The following is a 25689-nucleotide window of genomic DNA, read 5'->3' as shown; positions in this document are numbered from 1 at the left end:
TGCCACGCTCAAATAATAAATGTTAAAAGTATTAATTAGCACAAGACAACAACTGATAGCTATTTGTCATGTTATTGTTTTGTGCTAATAGGATTTCAAATGTGTTTAAATACACACCTTCTTCAATAAAGTTCAGATATTTATTTTTTGTAATTGTATATGGAAGAGGATTCTGTCAATAAAAATCTTGGCAAGAAGTTGATGAGGTGTCCCAAAATATCTCATTTTCGGTTTGGTTTAGATAAATTATCAAATTTTTGTTAAATCCTTTTTCTGATTTGTCATTCACAGTAGATATTGTCTTATCATCTCTTATGATTAAGATTCTTCTTAACAATATTTTCTATGAGAATTTCTACGCAAGGTGTACTGTATGTCAGTCTGTCTCCTGTCTTGCATGCATGATGATTATAGGCTAAGAATTTCTGAGTTTAATATAAGTTGTGTTTTCACGGTTATATATTTTTGATTTTCAATATATTATAAATATTAAGTAATGATTGAGTAGTACTTTTTTTTCATTAAAATTAATATTTTGGTTGTTTTGCAAGCCAAAATATCATTCTAATTGGTGAGTTGAATTATTAAAATAGAATGGTTCAGCTTGTATTAAAAAAACAATAATAAATTAAAAAAAACACACGATGAAAAAAATTATTATGACACTATGTGTTTTAGTATCCACTTTGTCATTTTCGCAAGTAGGTATTAATACAAATCAACCTAAGGCGACATTGGATGTTCTATCATCACCATCTGATTTGACTAAAACAGATGGATTTATCGCCCCAAAACTGACTGGAAATGAGTTAAGAGCCAAAGATGGACTGTATTCGAGCCAATTACAAGGGGCAATCGTTTATGCAACCTCGGCGGCAAACCCTGCTAGCACTAAAACAGAAAATGTTACTCAGGAAGGATATTATTATTTTGATGGAAACAAATGGGTCAGATTCTCTTCCGAGTCGAGTAATAACGGAAATGATATCAACATTTATAAAGATGATGGAAACCTGACGAGTAATAGGAATGCCAATCTGAATGGCTTCAATTTAGCTTTCACAGGAAACGGAAATCTTGGAATAGGAACCACTGTTGTTCCAGCAGAAAAATTAGAAGTTAATGGAGGGGATGCTCGTTTTAGACAAAGGGTTTTCATTGGCGGAAATACCGTTAAGAATGCTGCATTGGGCGTATTGAATACAAATGCGTCAGATCTCATATTACGTCTTACTAATACGAGCAATATACGACAATTCTCGGTGACGGATGCCGGAAATGTGGGTATAGGGTTGGGAGAAATTGAGCCTTCCCAAAGATTAGATGTCTGGGGCTCGGCTCGTCTTAGAATCGTAGAAGATGGAACTGCAGATAACAAAATATTGGTCATTGATAATAATGGTGTTGTAAAGAAAATACCAGGAATTGACAGTAGCGACGTCAATATCTATAAAGATAATGGAACACTTACCTCCAATAGGGTGATCACAATGGATGGTAAAAACCTCTCTTTCCAAGGAAATGGGAATGTGGGGATCGGAACTACTGGTAATCCTTCAGAAAAATTGGAAGTCAATGGAGATTCTGGTATTAGAGGAAAGGTTACCATTGGGCCAGGTACAAAAAATGCAGCTTTGGGTGTTCGTAATACTGATGCATCAGAACCTATAATGCGTCTTACAGATACAAGTAATGTCAGACAATTCTCGGTTGGAGACGATGGAAAAGTAGGAATTGGGCTGGGAACATTGGAAACTTCCGAAAAACTTGACGTGAACGGAAATGTAAGACTCAGAAATGTACCTCTTGAAACAGAAATCGCAACTACAGACCGTGTCATGCTTTTAACTAGTAACGGAACAGGGAAAAAAGTATCCATGTCAACTTTAAGGTCTGAAATTGATACCAACACTAATTTATACACTAGCAATGGAACATTATCAGGAGACAGAACCGTAACATTAGGAGGCAATAATTTGAATTTTGGAGGTGCAGGTGCTGTAGGTATTGGTGTAGCTTCTCCAACCGAAAAGCTGGATGTTTCGGGAACAGTACGCCTAAGGAATATCCCAAATGGTAATACAGAAGGCAGAGTACTGGTGGTAGATGACAATGGGGTTGTCCAAAAGAGTTCGCTACCACCAGCCAGTTCTTTTGTTTTATACGATACCAATAATAATGTAATTGTTCGCAATGCCGATGATGTGGAAAGACCATTGGCTTTTGAAGGTACACCGAACAAAATTTATTCAGATTATATTGAAAAGGTAAATAATACAACGTATGAGGTAAAGAAGACGGGAGTATATACAGCGGAAGTCATCATTCTATATGATGATATTCCTGTGGTCAACAGCAGTGATACAAGATCGGGATGCAGGGCCAAATTGTCAATGGGCGGAAAAAATCTATGGAAAATTGGAGATAGGTGGGCGAATTCTGGAGGGACAACTGAAATTTCCAGAAGCGTGATCTTGAATCCGGGAGCCCGGATATCTGTGGAAACAGGATGTGCAAGAACAGGTAATCAGACTTATAAAACAAATTCCGGATCAACAATTTTTATTACTTATATGCCTTTATGAGTTTCATGTGAATTCTGATGAGATACAATTTTTAAACACACAAATTCTATTATATAACTTTACAGCAAAGGGAATTACCCTTTGCTGTTTTTAAGTTTGTTGTAAGTTCGGAAGAAGATATATTTGATTACCCTCTTAATTTTTTCAAAAATATTATTATTCCCAACGCCAATATTTTGTAAATTACCTTTTTGAAAAGTATTTCACAGTGATTCAAAATTTCTTCTAAATTCAAAATATAAATTAGCCATATTTTATTTAAATAGTTTTTTGATGAAAATCCTGATTATTGAAGACGAAACCGAGTTGGCGAAAAGTATTGCAGAATATCTTTCCGAGGAAAATTACATGTGTGAGTTTGCCTTCACATTTTATGAAGCGATGTATAAGATAGAAACCTTTCAATACGATTGTATCATTCTCGACATTATGCTCCCGGATGGCAATGGTTTGAAAATTCTGGAAGAATTGAAGAGCCAGAACAAGCAAGACGGAGTGATAATTGTTTCTGCAAAAAATGCACTGGACGATAAAATAAAAGGTTTGCAATTGGGCGCAGATGATTATCTTACAAAACCTTTCCACTTGTCCGAATTAATGGCAAGAATATATTCTATCATTCGCAGGAAACAATTTAATAACTCTAATGTTATCAAACAAAATGAACTGCAAATAGACCTTTTGGCAAAAACTGTTTCTGTGAATCAGGAAACAATAGCATTGACAAAAAAAGAATTTGATTTGTTGATTTATTTTATTGGAAATAAAAATAAAGTCATATCAAAAAGTACACTTGCAGAACACCTTTCAGGGGATTTTGCAGATATGCTCGATAATCATGATTTTGTTTATGCGCATGTTAAGAATCTAAAGAAAAAACTGAATGATGCGGGTTGCGGATCTTATTTGAAAACGGTCTATGGAACGGGATATAAATGGGAAAATTCTTAACTTGCAGTTGATTTGAAACCCTTACTTAGTAAAACAACCAAACCATTCATTATTTATGTCCTGATTATTCTGGTCATAAGTGTTCCTATATATTATCTTGTTGTAGATGCTATTTGGAAACACGAGTTGGATGAGCATAACGAAATTGTGGCGGAAAAAACAGCATTCCAAATCAATAGCCTGAAATTATCCGACCAGAAACTGATAGAAGTCATCAGGCTTTGGAACGATATTCAGCCGAGTACCAATATTAAGATTATAGACCAGGATGATAACCTGAAAGACAGCGTTTCAATCACTGAAAAAAAACACAAATTTTTGCATTTTGAAGATATCGACAGATTCAGATGTCTGTCAAAAGTGATTTACCTTAATCAAAAACCTTATCGTTTCAACATAGAGACCAATATTGAAGAAACTCAGGAAACCATTTTTTTCATCTCCGCAACCACGGTCATTCTTTTTATTCTAATTGTTGGTGGATTACTGATTCTTAATAGAAGACTTTCAAAATCAGTGTGGAAACCGTTTCATGGAACTTTGGATGAATTGAGAACCTTCAATCTTAATCATCAGAAAAAAATTGAATTTGAAGAAACAGATGTTACAGAATTTGATGAGCTGAACCGATCATTAGGCAAACTGATAGAACATAATATTTCAGTATATAAAACTCAGAAAGAATTTACTGAAAATGCATCACATGAACTACAGACACCTTTGGCGATTCTAAAAAACAAGCTCGACATTCTTTTACAGAACGAAGATTTGACCGAGAAACAATATCACATTGCCGAAGAAATGAACAAGGCTTTGTCCAGAAGCTCCAGGATCAATAAAAATCTTTTGTTGTTGACAAAAATTGAAAATAATCAATTTGATAATTCCGAAATGTTTTTGGATGAATTGTTGAATCAAAGTATGTATATCCTGCAGGAACATTTTGAGCAGAAAAATATTTCCGTCCACAGCGAAATTTCACCCCAGATAAAAGTCAATGGAAATGTTGGACTGACAGAAGTATTGATTAACAATTTGATTTTAAATGCCATCAGACATACTTCAACCAATGGGTCAATTGGTGTCAGGCTTACCCATTCTATATTTGAAGTTTCTAATTCCGGGACAGAAAAGCTGAACTCGGACATGCTGTTCAAAAGATTTTCAAGATTCTCAAAAGATAATAACGGAAGTGGATTGGGGCTTTCTATTGTAAAAGAAATCTGTAAATCTCAGAATTGGACAATTGATTATAGATTTGAAAACAATGATCACATTTTTTCTGTGAAATTTTAAGTTCAAAATATCTTCCGGATCAGGTCGTATATTTGTAATGTGAAATTTGTGATGTAATTTTTCTATTGATAGATCACCTTGTCAAATTTGAGAGTTAATGGATCTGATCTGGTTTCAAAATTTATTTCAAACTCTTGTTTAATTTAGATAAGTGTCCTATTTTTGTTAGGTAATCGAAAATGAGTGTTATTGAGGAAAAACTATTTTTTAAATTTAATTAAATGAAAAAATCTGTACTACTCATACTTTTCTCAATATTTATGGTGTCTTGTGGAACTTCGAGATCTGCAAAAAAATATACCTACAAAAAACCGACAACCACTTACAAACCTGCAAATCTCAAAAAACTTAATTCAACTTATTCAGGTAGTGTATCCGGAACAAGAGCCTCTGTTCTTGATGATGCGGAGAATTACCTTGGAACACCTTACAAATATGCCGGAAACACAAAAGCAGGCTTTGACTGTTCAGGTTTGGTTTGTAAAGTTTTCGATGAAAATAAACTGCAAATGCCAAGAAGGTCCCAAGATCAGGCAAAGCAAGGCAGGTCGATCAACATTTCCGAGGCAAGACCCGGCGATCTTTTATTTTTTGCTACAGCTGGTGGCTCTGCAGTTACTCACGTTGGAATTGTACATGATATCCTGAATAGTGGGGAAGTCACTTTCATTCACGCATCTACTTCCAAAGGTGTGATTATTTCATCACTCAACGAAGCTTATTGGAATAAAGCATTTCTTTTTGCTAGAAGTGTTCTATAATTTATTATTTTTGTCACAAGATATAATGATGAGGTTCAATAATTTTTTATTGGACTTTTTTGTTGGACAGGTTGCTGATAATATCAATTTTATGGCAGCTTTATCCGCCCTCCGTTCCCGCTTTTTTCTTTTTTGCAAAAAGAAAAAGAGCTCCACTCAGGTCGGGCTGCGTGCAATTCGTTGTTATAGATCAGAATTAGTTAGAATAAAATTTAAATAAAAAATAAAAATGTCTTTACAGGAGAAAATCGAAAAAGCTTGGGATAACCGCGAATTATTAAAGGAAGAAGAATATCAGAATGCTGTAAGAGAAGTAATAGCGAAACTGGATGCAGGAGAACTGAGAACGGCTGAACCAACGCAAAATGGCTGGCAGATCAACGAGTGGGTGAAGAAAGGCGTAGTGATGTATTTCCCGATCCAGACGATGGAAACCATAGAAGTTGGTCCTTTCGAATTCCATGATAAAATTCCTTTAAAGAAAAACTATGCAGAAAAAGGAGTGAGAGTAGTTCCTCATGCGATTGCAAGACACGGAAGTTTTGTAGCGAGTGGTGTGATCATGATGCCTTCTTATGTTAATATCGGAGCTTATGTAGATTCTGGAACCATGGTTGATACTTGGGCAACTGTAGGAAGCTGCGCCCAGATTGGTAAAAATGTTCACTTGAGTGGAGGAGTAGGAATCGGAGGTGTTTTGGAACCATTGCAGGCAGCGCCTGTTATTATCGAAGATGATGCTTTTATTGGTTCAAGATGTATTGTTGTAGAAGGGGTTCGCGTTGGTAAAGAAGCTGTTTTAGGTGCGAATGTTTGTTTGACAATGTCCACAAAAATTATCGACGTTACAGGATCTGAGCCAGTCGAAATGAAAGGTTATGTGCCGGAACGTTCGGTTGTGATTCCCGGAAGTTATACCAAGCAATTTCCAGCAGGAGAATATCAGGTTCCTTGTGCTTTGATAATCGGAAAAAGAAAAGAATCTACAGACAAGAAGACATCCTTGAATGATGCGTTGAGAGAAAATAATGTTGCGGTTTAGGATTTAGAAAAAATAAAAACTGCCTGTCATATTTGATGGGCAGTTATCTAATGCTAATAGCTAATTTGTGAAACAAAAATTTTTAAGATTTGTATCAGATTACAGGATTATTTTTATAATCTATATCATTGTTGCAGCAGTAACAGCTTGCAGCAAATATAAAAGAGGAACAGGCGGTTATAACAACTATTTGATTTTCAAAGGCGTATTTTATAATACTTTACAGGAAAGAAATATATTTTCGCAATATCCCGACCTGTTTTTCGACAGTAATCATTATGGCGTTTTTTTTAGCTTGCTAATTGCGCCTTTTGCAATGATGCCAGATGGCTTTGGAGCTGTGTTTTGGAACATTGCCATCACTTTGGTGTTTCTTTATGCAATTTATAAGTTGCCTTTTTCCAATGCCAAAAAATCCTTTTTCGCCTGGCTTTGTCTTCAGGAATTCATCACAGCCGCCGCTTATTTTCAGTTCAATATTATTTTGACAGGATTATTGATGTTGTCTGCAATCTACATATATGAAAGAAAAGAAACTCAATCTGCATTCGCAATTCTCATCGGCGTTTTTGTAAAAATCTATGGAATTGTAGGACTTTCCGCTTTTTTCTTTGTTAAAAATAAAACTAAGTTCATTATTTCATTGGTTGTTATCTCGGTCTTGTTTTTTGTTCTGCCAATGTTGATTTCCAGTAAAGAATTTGGAATTCAATCCTATTTTGACTGGTACACTTCTTTATCTGGCAAAAATTTGGAAAATCAAGCTTTGGGAACACGTCAGGATTATTCGTTAATGGGAGTTGTAAGAAGAGTTTTAGGCGATGCGAGCATTTCTAATCTCATCTTTTTAGTGCCAGGATTTATTTTGTTTATGTTGCCTTACATCAGAACGAAACAGTTCAAATTTTTGCCATTTCAAATGATGATTCTGTCCTCAACATTATTATTTGTGGTACTTTTCAGCTCAGGCTCAGAAAGTCCGACTTATATTATTGCTATTTCTGGTGTCATGATTTGGTTTTTGATGCAGAAAAATTGGTCGAAAATTGATATTGGATTATTGATTTTTGTGATGATTTTCACTTGTTTTGCATTTTCAGATTTATTTCCAAAATTCATCAAAGAAGAAGTTTTTATCAAATATTCTACAAAAGCGATTCCTTGTATATTGATTTGGTTCAGAGTGATGTATGAATTGCTGACAAAAGATTTTGAGAAAGATTATCAATTAGATTGAAATTAGATTAATGAAAAAGATTTCCATTGTCATTCCTGCCCACAACGAACAGGAAAACGTTGCTTTGATTCATCAAAAAATAAGACAGGTTTTTGATGGATTGAAAAATTATGACTTCGAAATCATTTTTGTTAATGATGGAAGCCGAGACAATACACAGCAAAAGCTGGAAGAACTTTCCCAAAAATACAGAGAAGTAAAATTCATTGAGTTTTCCAGGAACTTCGGTCATCAGCCTGCCGTAAAAGCAGGAATTGATAATGCCGATGGAAATGCTGTGATTTCTATGGATGGCGATTTGCAACATCCACCAGAATTGATTCCGGAACTGATTAAAAAATGGGAAGATGGCAACGATATTGTTTTTACCATCAGAACTTATCCCAAAGAAATTTCTTTTTTCAAAAGGAAAACTTCCGATTTTTTTTATAAACTATTGTCAAGTCTTTCGGATGTTAATTTGACAAAAGGAGGCGGTTCAGATTTCAGGTTAATGGATGCCAATGCTGTAGAAGTGATGCGAAATTTCAACGAGGACGATTTGTTTCTTCGTGGATTAACAAGCTGGATGGGTTTCAAACAGACCGGAATCGAATTTACGGCTTGTGAAAGGCAATCTGGGGAAAGTAGTTATAATTTGAAAAAAATGGTAACTTTTGCTTTCACGGGAATCACCTCTTTCAGCGTCAAACCATTATCCCTTGCGGCTTATCTAGGCTTTTTATTCTCAGGAGTTTCGGTTTTAGGATATGGGATTTATGTCTTGTATTCTTTTATTGAAAAAACAGAAATTTCCGGCTGGGCTTCATTAATTATGACCATCGTTTTTTTTGGCGGCCTGCAGCTGATTATCTTAGGAATTATCGGAATTTATTTGGGCAAAATCTTCAAAGAAGTGAAGCAGAGACCCAATTACATTATTAAAAACAAAAATTTCTGAGATGATTTTATTAAGTTTCGATATCGAAGAATTTGATATGCCTTTGGAATATGATGGCGAGATTCCTTTGGAAGAGCAATTGGCGGTTTCCAGAAAAGGATTGCAGAATATTCTGAAGATTTTAGAAGACAATCAAATCAAAGCGACTTTCTTTTCAACCGTAGTTTTTGCAGAAAATAATCAGGATTTAGTCAATCAATTATTATCCGAAGGTCACGAACTCGCTTCTCACACTTGGTTTCATTCGGAGTTTGAAGAGAAACATTTGTTGGAATCAAAACAAGAATTGGAAAAATTATTTGATACAAAAGTAGTTGGACTCAGGATGCCGAGAATGAGCCCTGTTTCGGAAGATGCGGTTTTTGATGCGGGCTATTTTTATAATTCATCCATCAATCCCACTTATCTACCGGGCAGATATAATAATTTTAAGGTAAGCAGAAAACCATTTTGGCAAAAAAAAGTGTTGCAATTTCCGGCTTCGGTTTCTACAATATTCAGAATTCCATTGTTTTGGTTGAGTTTTCATAACTTTCCACTTTGGATTTATAAATTTCTATCAAAGTTGTCTTTAGATTCAACAGGATTTTTGAACATTTATTTTCATCCTTGGGAATTTGCAGACATTTCGAATCCAAAATATAAGTTGCCCGCATTTACTTTCAAAAATACGGCAGAAGCGATGGAGAATCGTTTCGATGATTTCATTAAATGGGCGAAGAAAAATAACTATCAATTTTCCACAACCAAAGATTTTTTGGAAAACTGGACTCAAAAAAATAACAATTAATGAAGATTGCTTACGACGCCAAACGTATTTTTTCCAGCTGGTCTGGCTTAGGAAATTATTCCCGCGATTTGGTTCGGGTTTTAGCGACGTATTTTCCTGATAATCAATATTTATTATTCAATAAAAAAAAGTCAGAACGTGGCGACGCCATATTAAAATTACCCAATGTGACTTTCGTCCAAACAACAAAGGGCACGCTTTCCCGACAGCTCAAAACCGGAATCGATGCACAAAATAACGATGCCGATATTTTCCACGGTTTGTCCGGCGAATTACCTTTAAGATGGAACTCGAAACCAATTAAAAAAGTCGTTACTATTCACGATTTGATTTTCGAAAGATATCCGAAATACTACACTTGGATTGATAGAAAAATTCATTTTTGGAAGTTCAAAAAAGCAGCTGTTTCTGCCGATAAAATCATTGCCATTTCTGAGCAGACTAAAAAAGATATTATCCATTATCTGAAAATTCCGGAAAGTAAAATCGAAGTGGTTTATCAAGGTTGTCACGCAAGTTTCAAGGAAAAACAATCTGAGGAAATCCTCCATCAAATCAAAGAAAAATTCAATCTTCCTGAGAAATTTATTTTGAATGTCGGAACAATCGAACCCAGAAAAAACCTTTTAAATATTGTTAAAGCTTTGAAGGATTCCAAAATTCCTTTAGTTGTTGTTGGTGCAAAAAAAACGAAATATTTCAGCTTAATCGAGAAAACTGTCAGACTGAGCGGAGTCGAAGTCTTTTTCTTAGAAAAGGTTTCTATGGATGAATTAGCGGGGATTTACAAGCTCGCAGAAATTTTCATTTATCCAAGCTTTTTTGAAGGTTTCGGAATTCCCGTTATCGAAGCATTATTTTCCGAAACCGTTGTCATTACGAGTAATACAAGTTGTTTGCCTGAGGCTGGCGGGCCAGATTCTGTCTACGTCAACCCTGAAAATGTGGATGATATCCGGGCAAAAATAAATTTTCTCTGGGACAACGAATCTGAGAGAAAACGCAGAGCTGAAAAAGGTTTGCAATTCGTTCAGAAATTCAATGATGAGGTGATTGCTGATGAAGTGATGAAGGTTTACAAAAGTTTGTTTTAATGGAAGTTTGATTTATAAAGGCTTCGAGAACCTCAGCCAGACAAGTTGGTAGCCAACCATCAACTAATAATTCCGTTCTCCAAAAATCGCAGAACCAACGCGCACGGAATTGGAACCGCATTCGATGGCTAGAGGAAAGTCGCCACTCATTCCCATTGATAAGGTTTCTAATGGTTTCAGTTCAGACAAATCATCAAAAAGTTTTTTCAGAATAGAAAATTCTTCACGGATTTGAGTTTCATCATCCACAAAACTTGCCATTCCCATCAAACCTTTGATTTCGACGTTGGGATAATTTCCGCTAAGATAATTGTTGAAAATTTCTTTGGCTTCATCTGTTGTCAAACCAAATTTTGTCTCTTCTTTTGCGATTTTTACCTGGAGCAAAACATGGATTTTTCTGTTGTTTTTCAAAGCCTCTTTATCCACTTCTTTCAACAGCTTTTCGCTGTCGATGCTTTCTATCATTGATATAAAACTGACAATGTATTTGACTTTATTGGTTTGAAGATGTCCAATCAAATGCCATTCGATATCATTGGGAAGAACAGGTTGTTTCTCCAATAATTCCTGAACTTTATTCTCTCCAAAAGAACGTTGTCCCAAATCATAGACTTCTTTGATTTTAGCGGAGGGATTGGTTTTGGAAACTGTTACTAATTTTACATTTTCCGGAAGTTGGGAAAGAATATTTTGATAATTTGCTTCTATTGACATTAGAATGAAATTTTGAAAATGATAGACAAAAATAGACATTAATTATGTTAAAAATCAATTCGCAGATGTAGTCTAAAATTCGTAAATTTGGGGAAATTTATGTTGAATAATAATCACAAAAATATATGAGTCAATTTGATGTAACCGTTATCGGTTCTGGTCCTGGCGGATATGTTGCAGCCATCAGAGCTGCGCAATTAGGTTTCAAAACTGCAATTATTGAGAAATATCCTACTTTGGGCGGAACTTGTCTTAACGTGGGTTGTATCCCTTCCAAAGCTTTACTGGACAGTTCCGAGCATTTCGAAAAAGCAAAACACGAGTTTGCAGATTACGGAATCATCATCAACGAGCCGAAGGTAGATTTGGCAAAAATGATTGAACGTAAAAACGGCGTGGTAGAGCAGACAACCAAAGGAATCAACTTCCTGATGGACAAAAACAAAATCACTGTTTTTGAAGGTGTCGGAAGCTTCGAATCTGCAACTCAAATCAAAGTGACAAAAAATGATGGTTCATCAGAAATCATCGATTCAAAATATACAATCATTGCAACTGGTTCTAAACCATCAAGTTTACCTTTCATTACTTTAGATAAAGAAAGAATCATCACTTCTACAGAAGCTTTGAATCTGAAAGAAGTTCCTAAACATTTGGTAGTTATCGGTGGTGGTGTTATCGGTCTTGAACTTGGTTCAGTTTATTTGAGATTGGGTTCTCAGGTAACTGTGGTTGAGTTTATGGACAAAATTATCCCAGGAATGGACGGCGCACTTTCCAAGGAATTGCAAAAAGTGCTTAGAAAACAAGGAATGAAATTCGAGCTTTCTACGGCCGTTTCTGCAGTGGAGAGAAATGGAGATTCTGTAAAGGTAACGGCTAAAAACAAAAAAGGCGAAGAGGTCAACTTTGAAGGCGATTATGTTTTGGTTTCTGTTGGTAGAAGACCTTACACAGACGGACTTGGCTTGGAAAAAGCTGGTGTAGAACTTGACGAAAGAGGTAGAGTGAAAACCAATGACCATTTGCAAACCAACGTTTCTAACATATATGCCATCGGAGACGTAATCAAAGGAGCAATGCTAGCTCACAAAGCGGAAGAAGAAGGAACTTTGGTAGCTGAAATTTTGGCAGGACAAAAACCTCACATCAATTATAACCTGATTCCAGGAGTGGTTTACACTTGGCCGGAAGTTGCAGGTGTTGGTAAAACTGAAGAGCAGCTGAAAGAAGAAGGTGTAGCTTACAAAGTGGGAAGTTTCCCAATGAGAGCTTTGGGCAGAAGCCGTGCAAGTGGTGATACAGACGGATTCGTGAAAATCATCGCTGACGACAAAACTGATGAAGTTCTTGGATTTCATATGATTGGAGCGAGAGCAGCAGATCTGGTTGCAGAAGGCGTTATCGCAATGGAGTTCCGTGCAAGTGCAGAAGACATCGCAAGAAGTTCTCACGCACACCCAACTTATGCAGAAGCTGTGAAAGAAGCTGCTTTGGATGCGACCGGAAAAAGATCCATTCATATGTAGTAAAAATAAGTTTTTACATAAAATATTTAGAAAAGAGAAGTAATATTGCTTCTCTTTTTATTTTTAATTGATTTATATTCAGGGGTTTTAAATTTTCATATGCTGAAATTGTTGTTTTGATTGATAATTGGCATATTTGTAGGATCACACTAGATATTATAAATAAACTATTATATATGAAAAAAATATTTACTACTTGTGCCTTTCTTTTAAGTTTAGCGACTTTTGCTCAGGAAGCAGGAAAAGCAGGCGAGCTATTGAAAAATGAAGCTTCTAAAACTGATATGCAGACTCGCAAACCGGAAACATCCGGAAAAAGGGGAAGCGGAACATTAGATAATTCAAATTACAGAACCAACCCAAATAATATCCCCAACAACAGGCCAAATCCGAATTACGACTGGAATCAAAATTATGGTTACGGTTATGCAGAGATATTTCTGAGGATTCCTGAACGAGGCTTCTATACAGTGGAGGTCGGCGACCAAATGTCAGCTAATTCTTCCGGAAAGTATAGGTTTTTTGATATAATCCCAGGTCTGGTACCCATCTCGGTTTATGGAAACGGATACCTGCTCTATAGGACAAGAGTTAATGTTCGTAACAATTCCAGATTGGTTTTGGATTTCTTTAGCAATCGTGGATTGTATCTTTTGGGGACTTATCAGCTTCAAAACCAAGCTTATAGTAATTATGGCGATATTTGGAATGATATGTGGAATTCTCCATACAATAATGGTAATTCTGGACAATGGGACCCATATTACGGAACAGGCAACCAAGGTGGTTACAATGGGAACAACCAAGGAAATTATAATGGCAACGTGATGAATAGTGCGAGTTTTAATGCCTTTTTACAAGTCGTTAAAAACACCAAATTTGCAGATGATAAAGTTTCCGTCATCAAGCAGCAGCTGAGAAATGCTATGGCAACATCTGAGCAGATAAAATCCCTTCTCGAAGCTTTGACTTATGACAAAGATAGAGTTGAGGTTGCCAAATATTCTTATCCCAGATGTGTGGACCCTGTCAATTATTTTGTGGTTTATCCTGCATTTCAATTTCAGAGTTCAGCTCAGGAATTACGAGATTTTATTTCAAAACAATAAATTAAAGAGAGACAATTGTTTCTCTTTTTTATTTTCTCAAATATCCTTTATCTAATATTTGACATCTAATATCTTTTTTGTTCTTACTTTTGTTAAAATTTTGGTTATGATAAAAGAGCTTGACAAAGATTTCACAAGTCTTAATGAATATATAAGTCAAATCAGTCCGAGTAAAATTTTTATTCTGGTTGATGAAAACACACACAACCATTGTCTGCCAATCTTACTTCCCAATCTGGAAACCGATGCGCCATTCGAAGTTATCGAAATTGAAGCTGGAGAAGAAAATAAAAATATCGGAACAGCAACCCAACTTTGGGAAGTTTTCTCAGAGATGGAGGCCGACAGAAAATCGCTTCTCATCAATCTTGGTGGAGGAGTGGTAACAGACCTTGGAGGTTTTGTGGCTTCTACTTATAAGAGAGGTTTTAGATTCATTAATGTTCCTACAACTCTCTTGTCTATGTGTGACGCATCAATTGGTGGAAAAACAGGGATTGACCATCAGTATCTTAAAAATATTGTTGGAACTTTCGCTTTGCCTGAAGGGATTTTCTTTTATCCAAAATTTCTTGAAACTCTGAAATTTGAAGAATTGAGAAGTGGTTTTGCTGAGATGCTGAAACACGGATTGATTGCAGATTCCAATCATTGGAACGACCTGAGTTCGTTAATTAAGATTACACCAGAAGATATTGCACCATTCATTAATAGAAGTATGGAAATCAAAAATGAGGTTGTAACGAAAGATTTTAAAGAAGAAAATATTCGTAAGATTCTCAACTTCGGACATACGATCGGTCATGCGGTGGAAAGTCTTTTTATGAAAAAAGGAGAATTGATTCCTCACGGTGAAGCAGTTGCTCTTGGAATGATTTGCGAAACACACTTGGCTTTGCTTGCAGGTTTGATAGATGTTGAGGTTTCATCAACGATTATATCGAAAATTCAAAGATTTTTTCCATACATTGACATATCCGAATTTAAGAACGGGGCTATCATAGATTTGATGTTCAATGACAAGAAAAACCAAGATGGAAATATCAATTTCTCATTGATCAATGGAGCAGGTTCTTGCCTTTTTGATCAGAAATTATGTGCAGAACAAATCATTTTAGCCTTGGATTTCTATAAAAATATCAATTCTAATTAATGTTTTTATTTATTGAATAGTATTTTTAATCTACTCATAATTAATTATTTATAATTTTAATTTTAAAAAATAGCTTTCGATTTTATTTTTTTGGCAAAGAATTTGGAAGTATCCTTCCCGTAAAACAAAATTTAAAATTTGAAATTATGAAAAAGTTATTTTTAGGATTAGGTTTGGTAGCAGGAACTTTTGCATTCGCTCAAACAAGTCCATCATTCGGTTTGAAAGCAGGTCTTAACGTATCTTCGATTTCTAAAGACGGTTATGAAGATTCAAAGTCTAAGGCAGGTTTTTACGGAGGTGTTTTCATGAATGCTCCGTTGTCAGAAATGTTTAGCATTCAACCTGAGGTTTTATATAGTCAATTAGGTTCCAAAGTAACACAAGTAAGCAGTGGGACAATATTGGGTACAAATTATACAAATAGAACTTCTGCAAGTTTAAATTTAGATTATATTACGGTTCCTGTGATGTTCCAATTTCATGCAACGCCTAACTTTTATTTAGAAGCTGGGCCAGAATTTGGATTTCTCGTGAGTGCGAAAGCAAAAGACTTTGCTAGCACTACCGTAAGTGGAGGGGAAACTACTACAACTAATGAATCAGGAGATATTAAGGATAACTTTAGTGGATTCAATATGGGAGCAGGTCTAGGTTTAGGTTTTAACTTTACAGAAAATTTTGGTATTAATGCCAGATACGTTGCAGGTTTCACTGATATTAATAAGAAAAGCAATAATGAAGATGGTAACACGACTTTAGAACAGAGCGGTAAAAACAGAAACAATACCTTTCAAGTAGGATTATCTTACAAATTCTAATATTATATAATCATAAATATTATAAAAGACCGAATTAATCGGTCTTTTTTTATTTGATAATTTATATTTTTGTCATTCATAAACAATTATATATGAAGAAAATTTTTGGAGTGTTGGGGCTGACGATTATATCTTTGGCTTATTCTCAATCATTTGGGGTAAAAGGTGGGGCTAATATTTCTACGATCAGTAAGGAAAATAGCTGGGGAGATAAAAATTCTAAAATTGGGTTTTATGTAGGCGCTTATATGAACGCTCCAGTTAATGCATTGCTCAGTATCCAACCGGAGTTGATCTATAACAATATGGGAGTGAAATATGAAAATGGAAAGACTTCTCACACTTTGAGTCTGAATTATGTGTCAATGCCAATTATGTTCCAGTTCGAATTGATTCCTAAATTTTATGTAGAAGGAGGACCCCAGTTTAGTGTTTTGGTGGGTAACAAGAATAAATACGAAAGCGATAGCAAAACTATTATTGAAAAAGATAAGGATGCTTATAATCAGTTAGATCTGAGTGGAGGGATTGGATTAGGATTTAAATTCAATAATATGGCAATTGGTGCGAGATATATTATTGGTTTTACGGATATCAAGAAAAATGGTTCCACAAGCTGGAATAATAGTGATAAGCAACTCAGAAATAGTGGTTTCCAGATAGGACTTCAATATGGATTTTAATTTTTATTAAATCTTGAAAACAAAAAACCAACTTCGAAAAGAAGTTGGTTTTTTTGTTTGATTGCTTTATTGCCTATTTAACAATAAGATTTTTGCTGGTTGTTTCTCCGTTGTTAGAAATTACAATTCTGTATGTTCCTGTCTTCAAGTTAGAGATGTTTACTTGAGTTTTTTCATTTTCCAAAGAACCGTTTGAAACTAGTTTTCCGGAAAGGTCGACAATTTGGTAAGTTGCACCTTTTGCAGCTTTGTTTAGAGAGATATTTACTTCTCCTTTAGCTGGGTTTGGATAGATTGCAAATCCTTTTTCAAATGCAGATTCGTTCACAGCAAGAATTTTGTTAATGTTAAATCTTGTAGCATTAACTGCAAAATAGATATTATTAACCGCTTTTACCATAATTCTTGCATTAGAATTATCTTCATTTGGAAGAGTTACATTGGCTGTTCCTGTGTTTGGAACACTCTCTGCAAGAACTGTAGGGTAAGTCAATCCATTGTCTGACGATAATAGGATCTGAACATTTTGTGTATTTATAGGAGCAGCTGTAGTACCCGCTACGTCCCATGTTACAGCAAGAGAAGAACCTCCATTATAATTAGCAGCGGCAGATTGTGAAGTTACTTTGAAAGGTCCAGTTCCTGTAACAGTAACTATCATATTAGCCCTGGCAGCTTGATTTCCTGTTGCTTTGTTGTCGTTTACAAATAAAGAGAAGTTCAGGTCTCTTTCAACGGTTGGAATGACTTCCCAAGTTGGAGCAAGATTTCCAGCGGCAACTGCAGACATCACAGGGAAGTAACGAGAAGTAGATGCTGTAGGTGTATAAGATCTAAACACTGACCCTGAAGTTTGTGTTGCAGTAGGGGCTGTAGATGTAGTTGAAGTTCTTGTATTAGTTTGCTCCCAAAGATAAGTCAAGGCATCTCCATCCGGATCTGTTGCAGTTCCTGTTAAAACAAAAGCTGTTCCGTAGGGGATAGAGTAATTGGTCAAAGCTTGGATTACCGGAACCTGATTATTATTGGCTGTTTTCACTGCACATCCAGAACCTGTACCTGTAGTGATATTACTATACATTTGATTCACGCTTACTACGTGAAAGTAAGCATCACTGTTACTTTGGATATTTGGTGCGCATATACCGGCATATGCCATGATCGTACTACCACTACCTGGCTCTACAGAAGTAGATGCACTTCTGTTATTATCACAAGAGTTATCAAAAGTATGTTGAGCGCCCCACTGGTGCCCCATTTCGTGGGCAACATAATCAATGTCAAAAGCATCGGTCCTAGGCGCAGAACGACCTGTGACACCACGAGCCTTGCTCGCCGTGCATGGAGATCTTAACTGGGCAACACCTCCGCCCCCAGTACTGAAGATATGTCCAATATCATATGCTGAACTTCCAATTGTTGCATCTATGAACGCCTGATTTTCATCAAGGAGAGCATATCCATCAGTATTAGTAAATCCAGGTCCGTAAGCATCAACATCAATGGATAGTAAAACATCATTATTTGCAATCATGGTCATGGTAAGAGAAATGGTTTTCTCATAGACACCATTTACTCTTGTCATGGTTGTGTTCATTGCAGCTAATACAGTTTCTTTCTTTTGAGCAACTGTTCCTGCACTCAATCCAGCTCTATTGATATGGTATCGGGAATATTCCATCGTTGTTGCTAATGCAAGGCGGTAATTTCTGAATTGCCCGTCCTGTACCAAAGATTGTGGAACTGGTTCTGATGAAAAATCTTCTCCCTCAGGATTTTTATACCCACAAATGAAACCTTCCAAATTAGCGCCTAGATCTTCACGGTTGTAAACCATGTAAGTAGATTTATCCTGTGTGTAAGCATCTAGATAAGCTGTTTTACCTGCATTATAGTACATCACGTTCATGCCATCATAAGGCGATACACTGAAACGGATAGAGTTTCCGGAGTTACCTTTTTCGTATCCAAGATATGATCTTAAGTTAGGATACTTCGCCTGCAAAACAGGATCCATCACGGAAGCTTCTTTGATCACATAATCTACTAATTTTCCATCCGCTGTTGGGAATTTTAAAACTAAAGATTCGTCATTAGAAAAACGCTGAGGTGCTTTTGCCAAGTCAGCTTTTATTTCTTCTACGTTTAGCTGATATAGCTTGTACTTAGAAGGTATAGCAGTTTTATCAAAGACGGGTAATCTGTTGTCCACGTTAGAAACCTGCTTCCAGTAATTCTTCTGCGAGAATAGCATTCCCGAGAACATTACACCTACTGAAAATAGTAATTTTTTGTTCATTTTTAAAATATTTAAGTTATTCTATTTCTTGATTTTTACGTTATCATAATTACTTTTTTTATTAAGCTTAATAATGATTGCGGGGTGTTTTTTATTTTTAAATTCAGGATTGTCGTACTGCTGAATTGTTATTTCCAAACTTTGATTACTTTCTGAAACCTTTGAAATCGTGAAGTCCGATTGTTCAATTTTAGGTTGTAGAACAATATAAGTTTCATTCTCTTCAAAAGTTGGGATAGGATTTTTTCTTGGAGAAGGATTATTGGCGTTGATGACTTTGTAAATACTATTGATTTCGGTTTGCGATTTTAAAATCTTAAATTCAGAATCAATCAGTTTAATATTCACGTGATTTACATCCTCAAATTCTACTTCCTTTACCTTCAAATTACCACTATTCATTTTTGCATTTTGACAAGAAAATAAATGAATCAATAAAGAAAAGTATAAAAGACATCTTGATTTCATACTTTTTTTTGCTAAAATAATAAAAATTATGTAATCTGTTTAATGTTTTAACTAAAATAAGAAAAGGCTTCAAATAACTGAAGCCCTTTTCTGTAATTACATTCTATCTTATTCTGAAATCACAACTTTAGTTCCCTGCGTATGTGCATTCATTTGCGGTGCGTAATAATTTTGAAGCGTTGTAATTCCGTTTGAGAATTTTCCACTTGCATTCGCAACATAATCATACTCGAAAACATATTTTCCTTTCGGCATATATTCGATGTAGAAATTGGTGGAAGCATCTTTTGTGGATTGATAATACCCCAGATTGTTCTTCCACTCATAACCCGAAATCACATCCAAAGGCTCAAATCCAGAAGCTCGCATATCTTTCAGGTGAATGAATTCCATATTTCTGTCCGTATTCAGAATCATTCTCACAGTCACTTTATCTCCAACTTTCAACGGCGAAATTTCATCGATTTTAATTAATTGTTCGCCGTTTTCTGTTTTCACTTTTTTGTACAATTCCTTAGTAATTGAAATATAACTTTCCGAAGATTTGATTTTATCAAGGTCTTCATAATATTGCCAGAACACTCCACCCTGAACAATTCCAGGACTGTCTTTTTTGATGACAACTGTTCCTAAATCTTTGTTCACTTTATCAGAATTAATCGATTGTTTAACATAACCAGTCGCCTGCGTCTGAGGATTTAGTTGTTTTCCAGCCCAGGTGATTTCCGCTTTGTCCGATTCTGCATTTGTCCAGGATTTTCCTGAATTCAAAATCGTGAAAATAACTTCCGCAGTTCCTCTTGAATTGCCCCAAGAATTCACTTCTTTCTGAGTAATCAGCCAGATTTTCATCTCTTCGATGAAATTTTCATCTGTCGGAGTCAGTTTTTGAAATGCCTCCAAAGCTCCTGCATGATTCACTGTTTTGGAAGAATACCAACCCCAGTCATTTAGGTTTTGTTTCCAGTAAACACCTTGAGTTTCCGACGGTGTCGAAGTTTCCTTCAGATAGTTCAGGAATTTTTTAGAAACGTTATTCAATCCGTAATTATTAAATAAAATTGCTAATCGATGCAATCCGAAGAAAGTAAAACCTGTTATTTTTTCTGTTTTAGCCTTTGAAATAACGGCATTTTTCAAGCTAACACCTTTTTGTTTCAAAGGCAATTCTTTTTCCCAGTAATTTCTGGTATCCAGGTAATCCAGCACAAAATTATTTACAACATCTTTCTTGTCAGCCGGCATATATTTATTCACTTCGTTGTCCACAAAAGAAACCAGTTTTTTCACCATTTCTTTTTGTTCGGAACTTTGATAATCAGAAAGATTTCCTTTCAGCCAATCATTGATTCTTCCTAAATTTTTCAAAATATAAAGCGAAGTGTAATAAGAACTTGGATAACCTTGATACCAGCTGAATCCACCGTCAGGATTTTGTAATTTTATTAATTCTGACCAATCATCATTGATGGAATTTCGCATCGTATTGGCATCGAATAATCTTGCTAATTTCTGCATTTGCTCCGTTTCATTTTTCGATTCTAAAACCCAAGGCGTTTCATCCAATAACAATTGTTTCAATTCCTGATTTTTTTCAAGATTCGAAGTCAAAAGTCCTTTGGATTGGTATTCATCAAAAACGGTTTTCAATTTCGGATTAGCTTTGAAAATTTCCGAAGCCAAAACATCTGCAAACCATTTGTTGAACACCACATCAGCAGAATTATTGGTGTCGTCTTTCAAACTTGGCAACGCAAACATAATCTCCCAAATCGGATTGGTGGTCAATTCCAAAGTGTTGGAAACATTGGTTAATGTTTTAGAATTAGAATTTTTAAGATTGTCCAGAGTGAAAGTTTTCGTCTGGCCTTCTTTCACAAAAATCGGAAGCGCATCCGTTACCAGCATTCTGTTCGGAAGAACTGCGATTGCTTTTTGCTCGCCGTCAGAGAAGTTCCCAGCTTTTGCAACAATTTTAATAATAATCGAAGAAACATTATTTGGAACCTTCAATTTCCAGGTGGCGGATGTATTTCCATTTTCTGCCAATGAAAAAGATTGCTCCTTGTTATATCCGGAAACCGCCGTCAATTGGCTGATTCCGAATTGGTCTGTAATATCTGCATTCGTAAAAGCATCCAAAATCTGCAACTGCGCAACGCCGGTTAATATTTGATTGACCAAACTTGAGATTTTCGTCTGCAGATTCAGTTCGTCGCCTTCCCGCAGGAATCTTGGATAATTAGGCGTGATAGAAAATTCTTTCTGCGTCACAACCGTTTTCTCCAAAATCGCAGTTCTGGCATCTTTGGTATGAGCCAGAAACATCAGTTTCCACTGTGTCAAAGCTTCCGGAGACGTGAATTCAAAATTGACGTTTCCGTCTTTATCCGTCAAAAGATTTGGATAGAAAAATGCTGTTTCGTTGAGATTTTGACGAACTGGGATTTTATCTAATTTTTCTTGTTGTTTCTTTTCAGAATAACGTGAAACTACAACCTCTTCGATAGATTTATCTTTAGACATTGTGTCAGATTGAACAGAAGAATTTCCTCTAATCATTATTTTTGCTGCTGGGGCAGCTTCTTGAACAACATTCAGCCCTGCAACTCTGCCATTCAAAACATTATCAATATTATAAAGTCTACCATCAAACCAACTAAACTGAGGCGAATTAATATTATAATTTTTCAAAAATTCGAATCTCTTATTATAATATTGCTGCTCCAAACCATTTCCCAATTCATAAGAACTTTGGTAGGAAGGCGAATAGAATTTCTGCCAACTCCAGGAATTCACAGCAAATTGGTCAAGCGATTTATCATACATATTCGCTAAAACTTCCGCATTGATTTTTTCCTTATCAGCGCCAGAAATTTTTATTGTCCATTTTTCTTTTTGTCCAGGTTGTAATTTGTCTCGGAAAGTAACAGTTTCGATTTTCAAATCATCATTATCAGCAATTTTTAAATCAACAGATTCCGTTTTTACATCATTGAAAGCCACCAATTGGAACTGCAGATTCACTCTCGAGATACTTTCATCTTTCGGAATCACAGTTTCATATTCCAAAATTCCATTTTTGAAAGATTTGGTTTCGGTCACAATTTCGCCCTTCCCATTTTGAATAAAAATATTGACCAAAGCATCAGGAATCGCAGAATAAACAAACACTTTTGCTTTTTCACCTCGCTTGAAATCTTGCGCCGGTTTAATCACTTCCAAGAATGGGTTTTGACTTTGACCCAACGATTTTTTATCCCAAACTTTGAAAAATTGTTCCGTTTTTATCGTGTCTTTTCCTTCGATATTATAAAGTTGAAGCTTGTAAGTTCCGGCATTTAGCTTTCCTAAATCCAATTTGGTTGTCGGTTGCTGGTTGTCGGTTGCTGGATTTTCTGTACGATTAATCAACTGTTTCTCCGACTTCCAATTTTTGATGTCATCATTTTTATCAAATCTATCGTGAGGAAATTTCTGAACAAATTCAATTTTAGAAAGAACAGGCAAATCCTGAATGGTATTTTCAAATTGGCTTCTGAAAATCTGTTTCGGCTCTTCCAGTTTTTCCAATTTTACTTGATAAGGTTTTTTCAGAATTTGGTCATTGTAATTTTTGGTGTCAACGGTAAGTTTTACAGCTTCATCAGTAAACGTATTTCCGATTTCGTTTGCTGTGATGTAATGAGAAACCGACGCGACTTTTATATTCGTATTCGCAGATTGCGTTTCTCCGTTGATGTCCGTCACAGAAGCATTGATGGCATAATTATCAATCTGGATTCCTTCCAGAGTTTCATCTTTTTTCAATTCTACTTTAATGGTAAATTCGCCTTTCTCATTGGTTTTCACATCGCCCAAAATCGAATTTTCATTATCATTCCCACGAGGATACCACCAAAAATATTTCCAACGGATATTCTGTTTTTTGATTTCATAGTTCACTGTTGAATTGCTCAGCGGAATACCGGAAAACATCATTGCTTTCCCTTTCAATTCAATAGTTTGACCGTATTTATACTCGTCTTTAATCGGTTCAAAGGTCACTTCGAATTTTGGACGTTTGTATTCCTCCACTTGAAAATCCGCATAGCCATTAATATGGAAACCAGATTTGTCATCATTATTCACTTCAATATTGAAACTTCCATTTAGCTTGTTTTTTGGAAGCATAAAACTTCCATTCACGGAACCAAATGCATTAGTTGTGAGTTTCAGAGTTTGCAACTCTTCACCATTGGCATCGTGCAAAATAATATTCAGTGGGATTTTCTCAAGCACTTTTACTTTTTGAGTTTCTCCATTGATTCCTGTTGCAATCGCTTTAAAATAAACAATTTGTCCTGGTCTGTAGATTTTTCTGTCAAGGAAAATCTGTGCGGTTTCTTGGTTTTGAGATTTGTTTTGGTTATTGTAATCATCATAACCATAAACATTTATCATCGAATAATTGTTTCCATTTTTGATAAGAAAATTTCTGTAATATTCCTTGTTGTCAGAATTCGGAATTTGGAAATTTCCAGACGCATCTGTCTTGACAGAATGCTTTACGATTTGCTTTCCTCTCACATATTCGGTTATTTCAAGATTTTCATTCGTAAAAACTTTTCCGTTTTCATTATTTACGAGTTTCAGAATATTCGCTTTTGGATTAGAATCATCTTTTTTGGAATAAATGATTTTCGAATCGGAAACGATAAAATGAAAATTTCTTTGAACGGAATTTTCAACCACATATTCAGCTAAATAAATTCCTGATGGAAGTGCTTTTAGCTCCAAAGATGTTTTATGCGTTTTAAAATCCGAAGATTCAGGTAAATTGAATTGGTCTTTTCTTACCAATGTTTTTTTGACTTTTGCAAAGGGTGTTTTGTAAGAATCAAAAACGTAATTCAGAAAACCTGCATTGTCATCAGCTTTGTAAATATTGAGTGAAAAGTTTTTCACATTTTTTCCTTCTGCAACCAAATGAATCGGTTTGTTGCTTTGCGTTTCGTTTTCATAAAACAAATTCAGTTGCGGATTTTTGATTTGATTTTCTTTGTTCTTGATGTTATTCAGAAACTTAGATTTTGGAAACATTTCCTTCGCATCATTTATCCAAGTCAAGGCTAATTTGTAATCTTGCTTTTGTTGAAGAAGCTCAATCATATCATCAATGATTAAGACTTTGTAATCGCCCTTTACAGATTCATCTTCAACTAATTTTTCAAGCTGTTCAAATTTGTCTTTGCAATTATTTAATTCACAATTATAATTGATTTTTTGATGTTTGAAATACAATTGAGCATTCCCAGAAAGCGAACCAATTTCCGAATCAAAAATCGAATTGATTTTGGTTGAATTCACTTTCAATTCGTTCGGTGTGAAAAGATTTTGATTTCTAAGAAAATCGATATAATTGTAATCGTACCAATCAGAAAGTGTCGGGAAGTATTCAAAATTGTCAGATGCATCAAATATTTCACTGTACTTCTGCATTTGGATTTTCTTCAAAGCGGAATTTTCTTTTTCTAAATCTGAGTAATTCTTAGATAAATAATTTTTAAAATCAAGCTTGCTCCAGGTTTCGATTTGCAACAAATCTGCACTGTCTATATTGGTTTTCTGATTGATTTTCCAGGAATTGTTCTGGTAATAATCTTTAATAAATTCCAAAGTCAGGATATGAAATAATTGCTTTTCATCGCCTTTCAATTTGCTTTCGGTTGATAAAAGTTTCGAAAAGAATTTGGAATTCTCATCATTCTTCGTATCGTCATTTGTCTGTTTATTGATGCTGAATTCCGCTTTTAAGGATTTGATAATTTGTATCGCGTTATTATCCTTGAAAGCCTGATTCTGAATGTCCAGAATAATCGGAAGATTGGATTTGTAAGTTCCTTTTTTATAGTTGTCTTCGATTTTTTTCCATTGCTGGTCGTAATAGTTTTGAGCGGAAAAATTCATAGTAGCAAATATTAATAAGAATACTAATAAGGATTTTAGGATTTTCATATGTAGATTGTATTTTTTTTAAAGGTCATATGTTATCGCTGTAACTTCAATGATGTTTTGGTTGTCTAAATTACGGCGATTTCATATGTGACTTTTATTTTTTTAATCAGTGAACCGATTCACTTTATAAAGATGCTTTATTTTATCGTAAGGTTGGAAGGAAAAAATATTTTTTTTTAAAAATTTAAAGCTTTTTAAGATTACATTCATTTAGAAC

At 35.2% G+C, this 25689-nt stretch carries 18 protein-coding genes; 14 read left to right on the top strand and 4 right to left on the bottom strand.

Annotation, left to right across the window (positions count from 1 at the left end):
• Positions 1 to 644 precede the first annotated feature (644 nt).
• From RTX21_RS07075 to RTX21_RS07035, 9 genes are all read left to right on the top strand, one after another.
• Positions 645 to 2585 (top strand): hypothetical protein, encoded by a 1941-nt coding sequence (locus RTX21_RS07075; protein WP_312766384.1) that lies wholly within the window; start codon positions 645 to 647, stop codon positions 2583 to 2585.
• 273 nt (positions 2586 to 2858) lie between these two features.
• Entirely contained in the window at positions 2859 to 3536 is a 678-nt protein-coding gene (locus RTX21_RS07070) for a response regulator transcription factor (RefSeq protein WP_312766383.1), read from the top strand.
• A gap of 12 nt (positions 3537 to 3548) precedes the next feature.
• Positions 3549 to 4832 carry a HAMP domain-containing sensor histidine kinase gene (locus RTX21_RS07065; protein WP_312766381.1) on the top strand — a complete coding sequence of 428 codons (1284 nt, stop codon included), beginning with the start codon at positions 3549 to 3551 and terminating at the stop codon, positions 4830 to 4832.
• Positions 4833 to 5053: 221 nt separating this feature from the next.
• Positions 5054 to 5593, top strand: coding sequence for a C40 family peptidase (locus RTX21_RS07060; RefSeq protein ID WP_312766379.1), 540 nt, complete (start codon positions 5054 to 5056; stop codon positions 5591 to 5593).
• Between the two features lie 229 nt (positions 5594 to 5822).
• Positions 5823 to 6635: a 2,3,4,5-tetrahydropyridine-2,6-dicarboxylate N-succinyltransferase gene (locus RTX21_RS07055; RefSeq protein ID WP_312766377.1), complete on the top strand. Its 813-nt coding sequence runs from the start codon at positions 5823 to 5825 to the stop codon at positions 6633 to 6635.
• 67 nt (positions 6636 to 6702) lie between these two features.
• A complete protein-coding gene (locus tag RTX21_RS07050; protein ID WP_312766375.1) occupies positions 6703 to 7872 on the top strand; it encodes a glycosyltransferase family 87 protein in 1170 nt (389 codons plus the stop codon).
• A 10-nt stretch (positions 7873 to 7882) separates the two neighbouring features.
• A complete protein-coding gene (locus tag RTX21_RS07045; RefSeq protein WP_312766374.1) occupies positions 7883 to 8812 on the top strand; it encodes a glycosyltransferase family 2 protein in 930 nt (309 codons plus the stop codon).
• Between the two features lies 1 nt (position 8813).
• Complete coding sequence (locus tag RTX21_RS07040) at positions 8814 to 9602, top strand: polysaccharide deacetylase family protein (RefSeq protein ID WP_312766373.1); 789 nt, start codon at positions 8814 to 8816, stop codon at positions 9600 to 9602.
• Complete coding sequence (locus RTX21_RS07035; protein ID WP_312766371.1) at positions 9602 to 10696, top strand: glycosyltransferase family 1 protein; 1095 nt, start codon at positions 9602 to 9604, stop codon at positions 10694 to 10696. The genes RTX21_RS07040 and RTX21_RS07035 overlap by 1 nt, the downstream gene beginning before the upstream one ends.
• 63 nt (positions 10697 to 10759) lie before the next feature.
• On the opposite strand, the gene RTX21_RS07030 is transcribed toward RTX21_RS07035, so the two are convergent.
• Positions 10760 to 11413 carry a YggS family pyridoxal phosphate-dependent enzyme gene (locus tag RTX21_RS07030; RefSeq protein WP_312766369.1) on the bottom strand — a complete coding sequence of 218 codons (654 nt, stop codon included), beginning with the start codon at positions 11411 to 11413 and terminating at the stop codon, positions 10760 to 10762.
• Between the two features lie 125 nt (positions 11414 to 11538).
• On the opposite strand from RTX21_RS07030, the gene lpdA reads away from it, so the two are divergent.
• The 5 genes from lpdA (at position 11539) to RTX21_RS07005 (ending at position 16708) form a co-directional block, all read left to right on the top strand.
• Positions 11539 to 12942 carry a dihydrolipoyl dehydrogenase gene (lpdA, locus tag RTX21_RS07025; protein WP_312766368.1) on the top strand — a complete coding sequence of 468 codons (1404 nt, stop codon included), beginning with the start codon at positions 11539 to 11541 and terminating at the stop codon, positions 12940 to 12942.
• Between the two features lie 176 nt (positions 12943 to 13118).
• Positions 13119 to 14051, top strand: coding sequence for a DUF4476 domain-containing protein (locus tag RTX21_RS07020; protein WP_312766366.1), 933 nt, complete (start codon positions 13119 to 13121; stop codon positions 14049 to 14051).
• A gap of 106 nt (positions 14052 to 14157) precedes the next feature.
• Entirely contained in the window at positions 14158 to 15204 is a 1047-nt protein-coding gene (gene aroB, locus RTX21_RS07015) for a 3-dehydroquinate synthase (protein ID WP_312766363.1), read from the top strand.
• Positions 15205 to 15350: 146 nt separating this feature from the next.
• Positions 15351 to 16025, top strand: coding sequence for a porin family protein (locus RTX21_RS07010; RefSeq protein ID WP_312766360.1), 675 nt, complete (start codon positions 15351 to 15353; stop codon positions 16023 to 16025).
• Positions 16026 to 16117: 92 nt separating this feature from the next.
• Positions 16118 to 16708 carry a porin family protein gene (locus RTX21_RS07005; protein WP_312766358.1) on the top strand — a complete coding sequence of 197 codons (591 nt, stop codon included), beginning with the start codon at positions 16118 to 16120 and terminating at the stop codon, positions 16706 to 16708.
• 73 nt (positions 16709 to 16781) lie between these two features.
• Here RTX21_RS07005 and RTX21_RS07000 read toward each other — a convergent pair whose 3' ends face one another.
• The 3 genes from RTX21_RS07000 to RTX21_RS06990 form a co-directional block, all read right to left on the bottom strand.
• A complete protein-coding gene (locus RTX21_RS07000; protein ID WP_312766357.1) occupies positions 16782 to 19007 on the bottom strand; it encodes a reprolysin-like metallopeptidase in 2226 nt (741 codons plus the stop codon).
• Positions 19008 to 19028: 21 nt separating this feature from the next.
• Entirely contained in the window at positions 19029 to 19409 is a 381-nt protein-coding gene (locus RTX21_RS06995) for a hypothetical protein (RefSeq protein WP_312766356.1), read from the bottom strand.
• 174 nt (positions 19410 to 19583) lie between these two features.
• A complete protein-coding gene (locus tag RTX21_RS06990) occupies positions 19584 to 25424 on the bottom strand; it encodes an MG2 domain-containing protein (RefSeq protein ID WP_312766354.1) in 5841 nt (1946 codons plus the stop codon).
• Positions 25425 to 25689: the final 265 nt, after the last annotated feature.

Origin of the sequence: Epilithonimonas sp. (assembly GCF_032054305.1) — a bacterium.
In the GTDB taxonomy this organism is placed as follows: domain Bacteria; phylum Bacteroidota; class Bacteroidia; order Flavobacteriales; family Weeksellaceae; genus Epilithonimonas.
This window is presented reverse-complemented; position numbering and strand designations above follow the sequence as displayed.